Source organism: Neorhodopirellula pilleata (assembly GCF_007859915.1).
Taxonomy (GTDB): Bacteria; Planctomycetota; Planctomycetia; order Pirellulales; family Pirellulaceae; genus Rhodopirellula; species Rhodopirellula pilleata.
In genome coordinates this window covers 1,031,408-1,047,062 of sequence record NZ_SJPM01000002.1, presented here as the reverse complement: position 1 = coordinate 1,047,062, position 15,655 = coordinate 1,031,408, and the positions used below count along the sequence as shown (strand labels likewise).

Annotated in this window: 8 protein-coding genes; 5 read left to right on the top strand and 3 right to left on the bottom strand. The window is 56.5% G+C overall.

All coding sequences use genetic code 11. The features are described from left to right. Positions 1-308 precede the first annotated feature (308 nt). Genes Pla100_RS08920 through Pla100_RS08910 form a run of 3 tightly spaced genes read right to left on the bottom strand, consistent with a single transcriptional unit; the run spans position 309 to position 5,175 of the window. Positions 309-1,115, bottom strand: coding sequence for a MotA/TolQ/ExbB proton channel family protein (locus tag Pla100_RS08920; protein ID WP_231602863.1), 807 nt, complete (start codon positions 1,113-1,115; stop codon positions 309-311). A gap of 2 nt (positions 1,116-1,117) precedes the next feature. Then, positions 1,118-3,013 carry a hypothetical protein gene (locus Pla100_RS08915; protein ID WP_146577267.1) on the bottom strand — a complete coding sequence of 632 codons (1,896 nt, stop codon included), beginning with the start codon at positions 3,011-3,013 and terminating at the stop codon, positions 1,118-1,120. Then, entirely contained in the window at positions 3,010-5,175 is a 2,166-nt protein-coding gene (locus Pla100_RS08910) for a hypothetical protein (RefSeq protein WP_146577266.1), read from the bottom strand. The genes Pla100_RS08915 and Pla100_RS08910 overlap by 4 nt, the downstream gene beginning before the upstream one ends. Before the next feature lie 315 nt (positions 5,176-5,490). Between Pla100_RS08910 and Pla100_RS08905 the strand changes: the two genes are divergently transcribed. From Pla100_RS08905 to Pla100_RS08885, 5 genes are all read left to right on the top strand, one after another. Next, the gene (locus Pla100_RS08905) at positions 5,491-7,767 is read left to right on the top strand and encodes a DUF1549 and DUF1553 domain-containing protein (RefSeq protein WP_146577265.1); all 2,277 of its coding nucleotides are present in this window, start codon (positions 5,491-5,493) and stop codon (positions 7,765-7,767) included. Positions 7,768-7,807: 40 nt separating this feature from the next. Continuing rightward, positions 7,808-9,835, top strand: coding sequence for a serine protease (locus tag Pla100_RS08900; protein ID WP_197167786.1), 2,028 nt, complete (start codon positions 7,808-7,810; stop codon positions 9,833-9,835). Beyond that, a complete protein-coding gene (locus Pla100_RS08895) occupies positions 9,832-11,277 on the top strand; it encodes a DUF1501 domain-containing protein (RefSeq protein ID WP_231602862.1) in 1,446 nt (481 codons plus the stop codon). Before Pla100_RS08900 ends, Pla100_RS08895 begins: the two co-directional genes overlap by 4 nt. Before the next feature lie 496 nt (positions 11,278-11,773). Then, on the top strand, positions 11,774-13,954 hold the full coding sequence (locus tag Pla100_RS08890; RefSeq protein WP_146577263.1) for a C-type lectin-like domain-containing protein: 2,181 nt from the start codon (positions 11,774-11,776) through the stop codon (positions 13,952-13,954). After that, positions 13,951-15,609: an Hsp70 family protein gene (locus Pla100_RS08885; protein ID WP_197167785.1), complete on the top strand. Its 1,659-nt coding sequence runs from the start codon at positions 13,951-13,953 to the stop codon at positions 15,607-15,609. The genes Pla100_RS08890 and Pla100_RS08885 overlap by 4 nt, the downstream gene beginning before the upstream one ends. Positions 15,610-15,655 lie beyond the last annotated feature (46 nt).

Sequence of the window (15,655 nt, the reverse complement as noted above, 5' to 3'; positions counted from 1 at the left end):
GGGCTGTTGATTTAATCGTAACCCGAAGCGTGAGCGAGGGATGAGTCAATATCAATTATCCCTCGCTGACGCTTCGGGTTACGAAAGAATCGCAACTTCAAAATGCGAGAGCGAGGGATACATACAGACGATCTAATAGCGTTGAATCCCTCGCTGACGCTTCGGGTTACGATTAAATCAACACGCCACTAATGCTTCGTCAATATTTAAAATGAGGGTTGGCCTAAAAAGTGGCACGGTGGTCCCCACCGTGAATCTCGACGGAGGACCGTCGAGCCACGTTGCTGATTGTCAGTGGCCCTGCCCATTCACTGATCGCCCGGTACCGCTGGGGCGGAATCCGGCGGTGGCGGGTTCATTCGTGTTCCCTGCATCTGGGCGGGGACGACCGCCATCCCAGGCGTGACCGGTATTGAGCGTTTGGTCGATCCCGGTGATGTGGCGATCAAACGTCGTCGCAACGGGACCAATGCGACTTGGGCTTGTTGCGTGATTTCGGCTAACAATTCGTCGACGCGGCTTCGCAAAACGCCGACCGCCGCGAGCGACGGGATCGCGACGACTAAACCGCCGACGGTTGTGACCAATGCTTGGTAAATGCCCTCGGCCAAATCGCCCGCGCCAGCGGCACCGCTCGTCGCGGCGACTTGACGAAACGCAAAGATCATTCCCGTGACCGTGCCTAGTAAACCGACCATCGGCGATAGATTGGCGATCGTCGACAAGTAGTCGATCCGCCGGTGCATCGCGGCCGACCGTTCGACCAACGCGTCTTCGACCACCTTCTCCACCTCTGCCCAGCCGAACTCGCGGGCGTGAATGCCCACCGAAATCACACCGGCTAACAAGCTTGGTTTCTGACGCAGTAGCTGTTCGGCATCGGCGACCTTCCCGTCTCGCAAGCAACTTGCCACCTGCGTCGCCAACCCGTCGGGAAGCAAGTCCTTTCGTTGCAACGAAAGAACTTGGTCGACGACCAAATACAAGGCCGTGATACTCAGTGACACCAACACGAGCAGGATCACAATCCCCGGCCAGCCACCACTGGTGATGATTTGCAACAACGAATCCGACTGCGGTGGCGGCGTCGTCTGTGCCGTCAAAATAGCGGACATGTTCATTCCAATGACTCCTGATGTTCGGTCAATCCAGTGCGTCCGATCGACAGCAAGAACTCAGCATCGCTCAACAACGGATCGTTCCATTTCAAACGCAAGACGCCGCTGGATTGCAACCCAGCAATGATCGAATCATGGCGATCTCGCAGCGACCTTTCGATCGCATCGATTCGGCGTCGACCCTGGCAAATCGACAAGACGATCATGGCAAAGATCGACGTCGGTAATAACGACAACAATAGGCCGGTCAAAAGCATCGAGGCGTGAGGGCGCGGGAACCGGTCCAGCGACTCCACCACCGACGCCGTTTCGCCACCAGGAGATTCGTCGGACGTCACAAATGCGGCGAGCGTCGAGAAACTCGCTCCAAGGTAACTCTCGTAAAGCGCCACCAAAGGCCCAGCCATCAAACACCAGAATATCGCAGTGCCGATCAATCCGGTCATGAACACAAATCGCCCGGAGACGCTACCGCGATCAATGCACTCATCGAACGCCGCTTGCGATTGTTCTTGCAACGCATCGATTCCGGATAAGGTGGCTAGCGGAATGTCTTGGGTATCCGACGAACTATGGGAGCCATAAGCCGAACCGGATCGCATGCGATTGAGTTCACTGCGGAAACGAGCGGCCATCGGCCCCAAGCGATCAGTGACGGCGGCCGAGGCACGCTGACGCAATCCGTTTCTTAAATCGTGGCCGGTTTCATGTTGCTGGCGAATGTTTTGAACACCCGTGTACACCGCCCCGACGAGTGAAGGGATCGATCCGGAAAATGACAGCAAGACGCGATCCCAGGCACCGTGGGTCAAGTTCAACAAAGACAAGATCGTGCGATATGGGAACCAAAGCGCCGCCGTCTCGCTGAGTAGCGATAGTCGCAAACGGCTGCGAATGGCCGCCCGCAGCGGAGTGGCACCGCCGAGCAACGTGCCCGCGATTTGCGTCGGAAGCTTGCGAGCTTCCGCGTTGAGTCGGTCGATCGCGGCGGTTAACTCCGGCAGTTGACGCTGCAGAACCGAGGCAACTGCGGCGTTGAAACGAGCGTCGAGTGCCGCCAGACGCGTGCCCCGTCGATGATCGCCGCCTCCTGATTCACTCAGTGCCGATTCAACCCGCTGGGCAATCATCGCAGCGGCGGATTCGCCGATCTCGCGTTCGGTTCGTGAATCGATTTCAAAGTCCGCAACCACGACGGCCGATTCGATGATGCTTTGCGGTGCCGTTTCTCTCAAGCGTGATACCAACGTTTCAATATCCGCATTCAGGTCATCGTCGTCGCTTTCATTACCGGTTACCCGTTTCTGCACCGGAGCCATGTTGACGACGGGGATAACGATCGTGCCTTCGGAAGCGGCGGCCAATCCGGTGACACGTTGCGATCGTAATTGATCACGACGGACGACCAAAACCAAAACCGATGCGAGCGATAACGCCCGCTCGGCCACCCCCGCGATCGCCCGTCGATCGTCCGTCGCGCCGGGAGCATCGACGATCAAGTAGGGGGCTCCGATCGATTGCATTTTGGATCCATCGCACGCCAAATAGCGTTCATGCCGCGAATCCAAGTCGGCGGGCGGACGTGGTCCGATCCATGTCAGCTTCTCGGTCGCCTCGTCGAGGTTATTGCCACTGCGAATCGCCGACGCGACCGTCGTGTCACGGATCAATTGCCGAGTCATCCAGGACTTACCCTGGCCGGTCGCACCCACGATCGCGACGACCGTTGCGTTATCGGCTCGATCCTGCAAAATCATTTGGCAGGATTGCTCGTGATGATCGCACAGATCGATGATCGCGTTACCCGTTTCACCGGACCCGAGCACGTGCGAGGCGGCGCGGCGGACGCGATCGACGAAATCCGATCCAGTGTGATGGCTGTTCTCTTGGGTCATTCTTTCGTCTTGGTGGATCGAGGCAATAGTTTTTTCAACTCACTGACAAACTCGTCTCTTACACGATAGACCGCGATCGTCGGACCGCTCGTTTCGCTGCGAGTAATTCGCGACGCGGGTAAGGTGACTTTCGTTTTCCCAACATCAACCGTCATCGGTGGGTCGGGGCGAGCGATGCCGAGTTCGTCGCAGAGCACTGCAAGGAAGTCGGCGAGTTGTTGCCGTGCGGCCTGCTGTCCGACGTCGCGAGCCCCCTGGTCACCCGCCCACATGGCGGCGAGCGTGGACAAACCCGCCGCCGCGAGCAGTTCGGGAATCGAGGCGGCCAAAAACAAGTTTGCACCAAAATCGATCGGAACCATCAACGCCGCACCGAACGTGGCAAAGATCGCCGCCAAAGGAGTCAAGCCTGTGGCGATCTTCTTGTGAACGGGAATTTCCTTCCACATGTTTCGAATGGCGTCGTCGAGTCGTCGTGGATCGAGCGTCGTAAAATCATCCTGTTCAAATCGCATCACCGCACGCTCGATCGGCGGCATCAACAATGAGTCGACGACGATGGACTCAGATTCCGCATCGGCCGTCGAACTCCTCATCGGTGTCGGCTCGCCGCTGCGATGGTCGCGGTAATGCGACAGGACGACCGCACCGTCGAGCCGTTTGATCTCGGCGAGCAATCCCTCCGGGGCGATCAATCCTCCGTATTCGCCCGAACGAAAACGGCCTTTGATTTCATCGGCGGTCTTTTGAGAAAGTGCCGACGGGGTCAGACTGCGAACAAAATCACCCGCGCCGCCGACGACACGACGGATCGTTGAATTCAAACGCACGCCCCACCTCGCATACCATGGTGCCGTTGCGGCGAACGATTCGGAAAGCTGCCGGATGATCCGTTCGCTCTGGTGCAGTCGCAATTCCATCACTTCGCCACCGATCTTACGATGGGCAAAGAACTCCAAGGATGCGTCCAGCAATACCCGTTGGCACTGACGTGTTTTGGCGAAGGACGCTTCGGCATCGTCGCGGATCGCTTGCAATCCACGATCCCAGATCGTTTTCTCGAGGTTGATCCGCAGAGCACGTTGCAATTGGGAAAATAGAACACCGCGATCGAGTCGAGTCGGCAGCGCCGTCAAAAAACGATCCGGCGAAATCACCGCCGGCGGGTTCGAATCGGGATCCTCGGCGACCTCAAAAAAAACCGGCAATGGTTCTCGATCCGAATCACCAGTGACTGCACCTGAGTCATCGTCGCTCTCGCGGGGGATAAACGGACGCGACGCGGGCACGTCGAAGTCGTAAGCCGCGTACAATGTCGCGACGCCGAACTTCTTTGACAACGGCTCAAATGTTTCAAAAACTTGGTCAGGTGTTTGACGCGGACGGACTTTGTTGACCGCGAGCATCCGAGGCACGCCCGGCATCAGGTCCGAAGCGATCCGCATCAGATCGGCCAATGTCGTGTCCCGCGAAGACGCCGCGTCGGTGACGATCAAAAAAGCACTGCATAACGTGGCTGCGCGGCCTAACAACTTTCTGCGTTGATCGGGCGATCCGAGCCCGAGTTCTTCGTCCGATACGATATCGGGGCAGTCCAACAATCCCACTCCCGCCTCGTCCAACCCCGGGTCTGTGGCAAGTAACGCGACGGACAATAACGAGGCATCGCCCGAGCGATTGTTGTACTGGGCGGCGGCTTGCTCGGGTTCTTCGGCCAGTTCTTCGGGCGGTTGACCGAGCGCCTCGCCAATCCGTTCGACCAATAGGCTCCATAGTTCGACGTCTTTTCGCCAGGATTGCGGCAACCAAATGACGAACCGGTGTGTTCCCTCGCGGTTGCTCGTGCCTCGCAGCGTGCGGGCTTGTCCGGTCGGACTCAAGAACGAACTGACCAAACTCGTCTTGCCGCTGTTAAGCATTCCGGCGACCGCGACGGTGGGGCGTCCGACTAACTGGGACGCGGTGTCGAGGCGTCGCCCCGTCGTCAAGCTTTCCCGAACAATCGTCGGCTCGATCCGTCGCAATGCGGCTAAATAACTTTCGCGGCCTTCGGTCGGTGCCAACCGGGCAACGGTGGCGCGGCGATCGTCGTCTTCCAAAAGAGCGAGTAGTGCCGGCCAATCGATGTCCGGTTCTTTGGAGGGGCGACGAAGCGGAAACATCAACCAACGCGATACGAGGGACGAAATGGAGGCGTTGTATCATCCCGGTTCGGACAGCTTCGCACAACCGTGGGCCGATCGAACTGCTCCGGCAGCCAATTGATCGTCGTCCCCTGACTCTCAATGTCGCGAACGGACTCTCGATGGCGCGAACGCGAAAGTGAAGGAAAAGTTGGACAACTCCTTCTGAAGACGTTAGATTGGCGTTCCCTCTCCAGCCCACCAGAGAACTCCCCCGGTCGATTTCGCGACGCGAATTGCCCAACCTCCCCGCCTTGTCCCGCCCCTACCCCAGCTTCCCGGGAACGATCTTTGATGTTCCGCACGCCTTGGCTTGATCGTTGGCATTCGCCACAACTGATCCTTTGTTGCTTTGGTATCTTGTGCGTCTGGTCCGTCGCGAAGGTTCACGCCGTAGCGCCGACGTCGTCGTCCGGATCCTCACCGACGGAGCAGACGCCCGTTAGCTTTGTCAACGACATCATTCCGGTACTCACGAAGGCTGGCTGCAACGGCGGAGTCTGCCATGCCAAAGCCGGCGGCGGTCAGAACGGCTTTCAGCTTTCATTATTCGGGTATGAGCCCGAAGAAGACTACCAGCATCTCGTTTTGGAAGGACGCGGCCGACGTCTGTTCCCGTTGCGGCCCGAGCAAAGCTTGCTGTTGATGAAAGCATGCGGTGACGTTCCCCACGGTGGCGGCGTGCGGTTTGACAAAGACTCCGACCGTTACCAAACGTTGCTTCGATGGGTCCGCTCGGGCACGCCGTATCGTTTGGATGACGATCCCGATCTGGTCTCGTTAGAGCTGCAGCCTGCTTTCGGAACGATCCGGCAGGGCGACTCACTTGAACTTCGATCCATCGCGGTCTTTTCGGACGGATCACGGCAGGACGTGACGTCAACATCGTTGTTTGAATCAAATCAGCCGGCCATGATCACGGTCACCGAAGACGGGACTGTTACCGCGTCGGACTTACCGGGCCGAGCTTCCGTGATGGTCCGTTATCAAGACCGAATTGCGGTTTACAACGCGGCGATCCCGATGGGTGAAGGAGACGTCACCTGTCCGGAACCGAATAACTTTGTCGATGAGTTGGTGTTTGCGAACCTGCGTGAGTTGAACATCCCGCCGTCTCCGGTTTGCGATGACGCTACTTTTTTGCGTCGGGTTTCGTTGGACATTGCCGGACGTTTACCGACCGAACAGGAGACACACGAGTTTTTGGTGAGCGATAGCGAGGACAAACGCGCGCGGTCGATCGATCGGTTGTTGCAAAGTGCGAGCTACGCGGACTACTTCGCCAACAAGTGGACCGCACTGTTAAAGAACCGACGCGACGACGCCAGTGATATCACGTCTAACTTTGCGTTTCACGCATGGGTCCGCGACAGCTTATTGGCGGGTTCGCCGTATGACCAGTTCGTTCGTGAACTGCTCGCGGCGACCGGTACGATTTTGTCCAACCCGCCCGTGGCTTGGTACAAACGCGTCAAGGAGCCGAAAGAACAAATCGAAGACGTCGCTCAATTGTTCTTGGGCGTGCGATTGCAGTGCGCTCAATGTCACCATCATCCTTTCGAGCGATGGAGCCAGGACGATTACTATTCACTCGCTGCGTTCTTTAGCCGGATCGGACGCAAACCGACCGATACGGCCGGGGAAGACTTGATCTTCCATAATCGTGGCATCGCCGAGAGCATCAACATGCGAACCGGTAAGGCCGTCCGCCCACAAGCACTCGGCGACGCGGTCGGCGACGTTGCCGCCGATGAGGACCCGCGATTGCGATTGGCGAACTGGATGGCATCCAAGGAAAATCCTTTCTTCGCCAAGGCATTGGTCAACCGGTACTGGAAACACTTCTTCGGTCGCGGTTTGATCGAACCGGAAGACGACATCCGCGACAGCAACCCACCGACCAACCCGGAATTATTGGCGGCGTTGGAAAAACACTTCGTCGACAGCGGTTTCGATATGCGTTCGCTGATCCGTGTGATTACCACATCCAAGGCATACCAGCTCAGTTCAGTCCCCGAAGCGGGCAATGCGGTCGATCAACAGAATTTTTCGCATTTCTATCCTAAACGGTTGCAAGCCGAGGTGATGCTCGACGCGATCGACCAATTGGCTGGAACAACAACTTCGTTTGCTAACTTGCCGATCGGTACGCGAGCGGTCGCATTGCCGGACAACAGCTACAACGTTGCGTCGCCGTTCTTGCGAGTTTTCGGACGTCCCGAAGCCACCAGCGTATGCGAGTGCGAACGTGTGCAGTCGGGAGCACTATCACAAAGCTTGCACCTGATGAACGCCTCTGACATCAAATCCAAATTGGCTGCCGGTGACGGACGTATCAATCGGTTGATTCAAGACAAGTCCACACCCGAAGCGATCGTTGACCACTTGTACCACATTGCGTTTTCAAGAGAACCGAGTTCGGACGAGTCAAGTGCCGCCGTGGCTTACCTAAACGAGAGCCGCGTCGACAAGGAAGGCAAACCGATCGCCCCCGCACAGGCTCTCAAAGACAACGTTCAAGATTTGTCTTGGGCACTGATGAATACCAAAGAATTTCTTTTTAACCATTGATACTCCTTTTGCCATCGCTCACGCCATGAAGGCTCCGCTAATGAAACGGTTGTTAACCACGTGTGTCTGTTTGGCCCTATTGCCGACGGCGGCATCCGCTCAGTCGGTGTGTTTACCGTCACCGCGATTGTTGACCATGATGCCAATGGGCGGCCAAGTCGGGACGCAGTGCGAAGTCGTGATCACCGGTCAGTACCTCGACGGCATTGATCAGTTGATATTCTCGCATCCGTCGATCTCTGCCGTACCCAAAGTCAATGAACAGGGCGAATTGATTGACAACACGTTTGTGATCAGCATCGCTGACGATTGTCCCGCAGGCGTTTACGATGCCCGCGTCATGGCCGGATTGGGCATCTCGTCCGCGCGAGCGTTCTCGGTCGGCGAGCGTCCCGAAACAACCCACCCGGTTGCCGCGACGACGGCAGAGCAAGCCATCGCGGTAGAGCTGGATTCGATCGTCAATGCGACATTGAAAGATCGCTCGATCAGCCATTTCTCCATTGTCGTTGAACAAGGCCAACGGATCGTGATCGATTGTGCGGCCAAAGGAATCGATTCCAAGGCCAACGTCGTCATCGCATTGGCCGACGCAACGGGAAGTGACTTAATCGTCGAGCGGCGCGGTGGCGTGATCGATTTTGTGGCACCCACGAGTGGAACTTATCTCGTCAAGGTTCACGATCTAACCTACAAGGGCGGTGCCGAGTATTTTTATCGTTTGGCGATCACGCGACGAACGGCCGACGAACCGCTCGAAAGACTACCGTCGACTTCGCATGTTGCATCATTCTCTTGGCCACCGACTGGTTTGCCGGATCATGCATCTAACGACGAAGTCGAGCCCAACAACACCCTCGAATCGTCGCAGTTAATCTCTTTGCCATGCGATTTGACCGGAACGTTCTTTCCGGCCGCCGACGTGGACTCATTCGAGTTTCAAGCCACTAAAGGACAACGTTGGTGGGTCGAAGTTGCATCGGAACGGTTCGGATTGAATACCGATCCGTCCCTCGTGGTTCAGCGAATCACCGACTCGGGTGAAGTCGTCGATGTTGTCGAACTTGCCGATATCCCTTCGCCGGTCAAGCGGTCATCCAATGGCTATTCGTACGACGGGCCGCCCTACAACGCAGGATCGTCCGACGCGTTGGGCGAGCTGGTTGTTCCCGAGGATGGACGTTATCGGATTCGTTTAAGTGATCTATTTGGTGGAACGCGGAGCGATCCCACGGCACGCTATCGATTGGTCGTGCGGGAAGCGGCACCGGACTTTGCATTGGTCGGATGGGCACTGCATATGGGGCTGCGAAATGGAGATCGAAACGCGCTGAGCAAACCAATTTCGCTTCGCGGCGGCGCGACGATACCGATCGAAGTGGTGGCGGTACGTCGCGACGGGTTCGACGGTGAGATCGAATTGGAGATCGACCCGAGCAGCCTTCCCGAAGGTGTGACAGCGACGGGATTGAAGATCGCCAAGGGGGCAACGCGTGGCATCATGTTGATTGCTGCCGACCCTGATGCCGTTCGCACGTTATCGTTTGGGCGGATTGTAGGTAAAGCGAAAATCGCCGGTCATGATGTCGTTCGCCCGTTTCGGCTCGCATCGATGAAATGGCCGGTCGCCAACGCGGCGCAAGAAATCCCCGAACCGCGATTGGTCGATCAGATCCCCATTTCAGTCGGCGGCATGGAAACATCCCCGCTCTCGATCCTGCCGGTCGAAGACAAGGTTTGGGAGGTACAGGAGGGAGAGAAACTCACCATCCCGCTCAAGGCGGTTCGGCATGGCGAGTTTTCGGGCAAGAACATGTCGCTCAAGACGTTCGGCGACGAGTTTGAGCGAGCCGCCGCGTTTGATTTTTCGTTAGTCGACGATCAAACCGTGGCCACCTTGGATTTGGCGGCGATCAAAGCCAAACCTGGCGATCACACGATTGCGTTTTATGGCGGTGCCGTAGCTGTCTACGGTTTCGCGAAAGAAAAACCAAAAGACATTGTTGATATTTTCGTTTCCAAACCGATTCACGTCCGTGTGTTGCCAAAACAAGGTACATCTCCATGATCCAATCGCATTCGCAAAAGCGTGCTGTTGATCACGCCGCTTCCATGCGTCGTCGAAACTTTATGCGCATGGGTTTGACGGGTTTCACTTCGGTGAGTTTGCCAGGTGTGCTTCGATTGCGTGCGGCCAGTCCGCTCGAGAGCGACGACGCGAACCGAAAGGAGCGAACCGCCGTCATCATGGTTTGGCAACCGGGTGGCTGCTCGCACATCGACACCTACGATCCCAAGCCGATGGCGACAAGCGAGTACCGTGGACCGTTTGGGACGATACCGACCAAAGTCGCCGGGATGCATTTCACTGAATTGTTACCGCGACAAGCAGCGATCGCGGACAAGTTCACAATCCTGCGCAGTATGTATCAGAGTGCCGGTGGCCATCCCGCCGGTTCGATGCAGTTGCTTTCCGGTGACAGTGATACTCGGGACAAACCCAAGCCACGGTTGCCCGATTGGATGTCGGTTGCTAATTATCTGCGTTCGCTCGACGGCCCTCGCGATAACCCGTTGCCCGCCTACGTCGGCGTCAACCCACCTGCAACGTACAACGGCCCGGCGTATTTGGGCGATGCTTATGCGCCGTTTGCCGTCAATGGTGATCCGAACTTGCCTAACTTCGTCGTGCCCAACATCGGCCTCTCCGACCAAGCCGAAGTGGATCGGCTGATGCGGCGGACTTCGCTGCGAGAGAGGCTCGATACTCTGCAGCGGGCCGTTGACGCCAAGGGCGAAATGGAAGCACTCGATCAATTCGAGTCTCAAGCATTGACGTTGTTGACCAATCCCAAGACCAAGGAAGCATTTGATCTTTCGCGTGAAAGCGACCAAGTTCGCGATCGATACGGACGCAACACCTGGGGCCAACAATTGCTGTTGGCCCGTCGTTTAGTCGAAGCCGGTGTGGACGTGTTGACGACGAGTCTTCGGGGACCGTTGTGTGGACGCGTTAGCAATTGGGACGACCATGCCGTGAATCATCACGTGTTCGATGCGCTCCGTTTCCGCGCCGAGGCCTACGACCAAGCGGTATCCGCGTTGATCGAAGATATCTACGAACGAGGTCTCGACAAGCGGGTCTTGGTCGTCGTCACGGGTGAGTTCGGCCGCACGCCCAAAATCAACTATCAACCCAGTACCGGCGCGGGTAACGCCAGCGCGGCCGCGGGAACCAAGCAACCCGGACGCGACCACTGGCCAAGGGCCTTTTCGAATTTATGGGCGGGTGGCGGCATCGAAACCGGTCGTTTCATCGGTGCGACGGACAAACGTGGTGAAGATGCCATTGATCGCCGCTGCGGACCCGGTGATTTTCTGGCGACGATTTACCATCATTTGGGCATTGATGCATCGAAAATCTTGATCGAAGACTTCAACGGTCGACCGACGCCGATCGTCGACCACGGTCGGCCGATCCCGGAACTGATCGCATCGGTAACTTCTTGATTCACGCTGCACGTTGAATGGAATTCTGTTTCCGTCTAATTGTGTTGTTCCTGTTCTTCCTGGCTAACTCGCGTTCCTGATGATCGTTCGTGCATCTGTCGTGAGGCAATGTGTTTGAAGGCCGTTTCACCTTTCTCAAGGTTGCGGTAGAATTCGAGGAACTAGTGCTTTGTCTAGATTCAACTTTAGGGTTGGCGACATTAGCCGTTTGGGTGCTAGCCCCGGTTTTTGCGACGGAACCGCGGCTAGCGGGCTGTTGATTTAGTCCTCATCGAAACCCGAAGCGTGAGCGAGGGATACCTACAAAGGATTTGATGGCGATCAATCCCTCGCTGACGCTTCGGGTTACGATTAAATCAACACGCCGCTAGCGCCAAAACGGCTAATCCTAAAATTAAAGTTGGACAAAGCACTAGCAAATGTCATTCGAGCGAATTGGTATCTCGATTTGTCGAAGGTGAACGCCAGATCTAGGTTCATTTCGGACGGTAAATGAATGCAACACGATAATTCTGGCGAGGCTTCCCAGTACGATCCCTATCACAAACTTCTCGGGATTCCTAAGCGAGACCAACCGCCCACGTTGTACCGTTTGCTCGGGGTTGAATCGCTCGAATCGGATCGTGATGTCATCGACGCGGCCGCCAACAAACAGATGGCCTATTTGCGTGATTGCTGTAATGGGCTTCATGCTGAACAAGCCGAGCGACTCCTCAACGAAGTCTCTGAAGCACGATTGCGATTGCTCAATCCTCAGTCTAAACAACAATACGACGCTCAGCTTCACGCGAGGGTTGCACCGCAGCAACAGTCATCACCGACGACGGGCGCTCCAACGATCCACGTGCATGCCAGTTCGCGACCGCGTAGGAAGCGTTCTAGTTCATTCGGTTTGATCTTGTCCGTTTTGGTGCCTAGCGGGCTTAGCCTACTGATTGCGTGGAAGACGGGACTGTTGACCCAGCAACATCTCGATGTACTCTCGAAGCCTTTCGCAGGTTCCATGGATACTGAATCCATCGACCCGGCGGTGAGTTTAGCGCCGTCTTCATCGATGACGTCGCCGGCTTCTTCCTCCGTTCGCGGTGTGGATGACTTGGCCGCCAGTTCAACGTCGCAGCGAGGTGCAATAACCGCTTCCGGAACAATCCCGCATTCGATGTCACCGGGGGCATCAGCTCAAACGAACTTCAGGCCCGAGCCATCGGCGGGCGTCACATCGAATGCCGCGCCGAATATTTCGTCTTCGGACGCGGCCATGGAACGACTAAGAGCATTTCGCATGCTAGCTTCCGGCGGTGGTGGAACTGGTCCGTCTAATCATCGCGTGCCCTACGCCGACGGTTATTTCGGGCCGCGATTGCCGATGCCGACGCCGGAACAGATCAGCATCAGTATGGAAGAAGTCGAGACGATTTTCGCTCCAAAGATCGCCGCCGCGCAAACGCCGCATGAGAAACGACACTTCGCAACCAACTGCTATCTCCTTGTGGACGAAACACCACAAACGGCGGCAAAGTATGTGCTTCTCGAGATATCCTGGAAATTCTTCCGCGAAGCCAACGATTTTACCGGAGCGATGCTGGCACTCGACTCGATGGCATCTCGATTTGAAGCCAACGTGGATTCGAAGCGTTCGGCCACGATCATTGAATTGGTCACCAAGCTCTATCGACCTTCCGAACAACTCGCCGCTGCCGACCAAACCGAAGCCATGGCTCGGGTCGCCCTAATGGCGGAGGATTATCCGACCCTGATCGAGTTGGGACGAATCGGCAAGCGACTGGCGATCGATTTCAAGAACATCTCGATGAACAAAAAGTTCGCCAGTCTAATCGAAGAAGCTTTAGTACTGCAGCAGGCCCATCCAATGGTAGAAGCTGCCCGCGAGCGATTGCGGTTGGAGCCTGACAATCCCAAGGCAAACGAGTACCTCGGCCGATTCCTGTGTTTTGGCAAGTCAGATTGGGGCAATGGATTGCCAATGCTCCGCCGCGCCGAAAACACGAAGCTTGCGACGATGGCGGAACTCGAACTTCAAATGCCATCCGATGCGGCGTCGGCTGAGAAATTGGCGGACCAGTGGTGGGAGTTTGCGGCGCTATTGCCGGGCGAGCCAGCCCTTGCGATGGAATATCAAGAGCGAGCCGTTCACTGGTATCAGCATGCTCTCAACAGTGGTTTGTCGGGGCTCAGTCGGGCCGCCGCGCAAACTCGGATTGACACGTACTCGCAAGAGAACAAAGAACGTCTTGATATTCGTTCCGCACCTAATGCGGATTTGCGGACGCCGACACCTCCTCGTGGAGTGCCTCCCGAAGCGATTCACTTCGATGGGAATTGGTACCTCTTTTCAACCAAAACGCTCCGGTTCGAGGCCGCCGTCGCGATGGCGACTCAAGCGGGCGGTCGGCTGGTCGTTGTTCGCAGTGAAGCGGAAAACGAGTTCGTGTCGCAACACGCCCGTCGACCTCTGATGCTCGGCATGCTACGAAAAGACGGAGTCTGGTACGACGCGTTAGGTGAAATGCAGTACTTTTTCATGTGGGATCAACAAGCGGGTCAGCCCGAAGGACTTCCAAATGAACCACTCGCTGCCATGTATCGACGCACCCACCTGTGGCATGACTTTACGGATGAACCGATGTACTTCGCGATCGAATGGGGCAAAGAATGACGGTCGATCGATCGACTCGGAATCCCGGCGGAACTCATTGTTCTCCTTTGGGAATCGACCTTGGGACGACGTTTAGCTGTGTAGCGCACGTCGATAGCCGGGGCAATCCACGAACGATCGCGAATCTCGACGGCGACTTGCTGACGCCGAGCGTGGTATTTTTTGACGATAGCGCGATGGTCGTCGGAAAAGAAGCTCTCAAGGCGGCGATGGTCAGACCGGAGATGATCGCGCGTTGGGTTAAGCGTGAGATGGGCAAGCCGCTGTTTTGGAAATCCTTCGATGGCGAATCCTATCCGCCGGAAGTCATCCAGTCGGTCATCCTTGAGAAGCTCGCCAACGACGCACAGCAAAAACTCGGACCGGTCAAGGACGCGGTCATTACCGTTCCGGCCTATTTCAGCGAACCGAAACGCAAGGCGACCATGGATGCCGGGCGGCTTGCCGGGTTGAACGTCCTTGACATTATCAACGAACCCACCGCAGCTGCGATCGCGTTTGGCGTTGAACAAGGATTCCTCGATACCCAAGCCGCCTCGCCGTCGGGTGAAACCATTCTTGTCTACGATCTCGGTGGCGGGACGTTTGACGTATCGGTCGTCCGAGTCGAATCGAATCGTTTTCGCGTGATCGCCACCGATGGCGACTTTCAACTCGGCGGCATTGATTGGGACCAAAAAATCGCTGATCTGATCGCGGACACGTTTTACAATGAACATTTGGTTGATCTGACGACGAACGCGAAGAGCGAACAGAAACTTTTGCAAGAAGCCGAGGACGCGAAAAGATCTCTTTCGACTCGAACCGAGTTGTCAATCTATTTCGAGCACGCTGGCGAATCGATTGCCGTGCCGTTGAGACGTGTTGACCTCAATCGCATGACCGCACATCTCGTCGAGCGAACGCGGTTCACCACTTCGAAAGTCGTCCGCGACGCGGGGTTGAAGTGGGGCGATCTGACGCGAATCCTGCTTGTCGGTGGATCGACCCGCATGCCCGCCATCGTCGAGATGCTCGAAGCCGAGAGCGGAATGCCTGTCGACCGAAGCCTTGCCGCCGATGAAGCGGTCGCTCATGGTGCGGCGATCTACGCCAATCTGCTCGCACGGTCCGACGCCGACGGACCGAAGGTCCAAGTATCGAATGTGAACTCGCATGACCTTGGTGTTTTGGGATTGGAGAAAGAGACGGGCATGCATCGAACCAAAGTGCTGTTGCCGCGAAACACGGTCCTGCCGGCGAAGCACGGGGCAGCGTTTACGACCGCCGAAGAGGGCCAACAAAGTGTGATGGTAAACGTCGTCGAAGGAGGCGATGCCAGCGGAAATCACGCGACACCGATCGGAAGATGCATCATCCGAGGACTGCCGCCCGGCCTCGCCGCCGGAACGCAAGTCAATGTGATTTTCGAGTACCAGAACAACGGTCGGCTTAAAGTGCGAGCATCTATCCCCAGCACCGGCCAGAATGCCGAAATCAAGATCCAGCGTGAGTCCGCCGTTTCAGACGCGAAGCTCGTTCAATGGGGCGACAAAATTCGCAGCCGAACCCGCCGATCGGACAATCATCTTTCCGTTTCCGATGAATCGAAAACAAACGAACTCGATTGTGGGCACTACAACGATATCTTCGATCTCGACGACTTCCTCAAGTAATGGTCCATTTTCGTTGGCACCATCTGGTCGATCAAGCGTAGCAAAA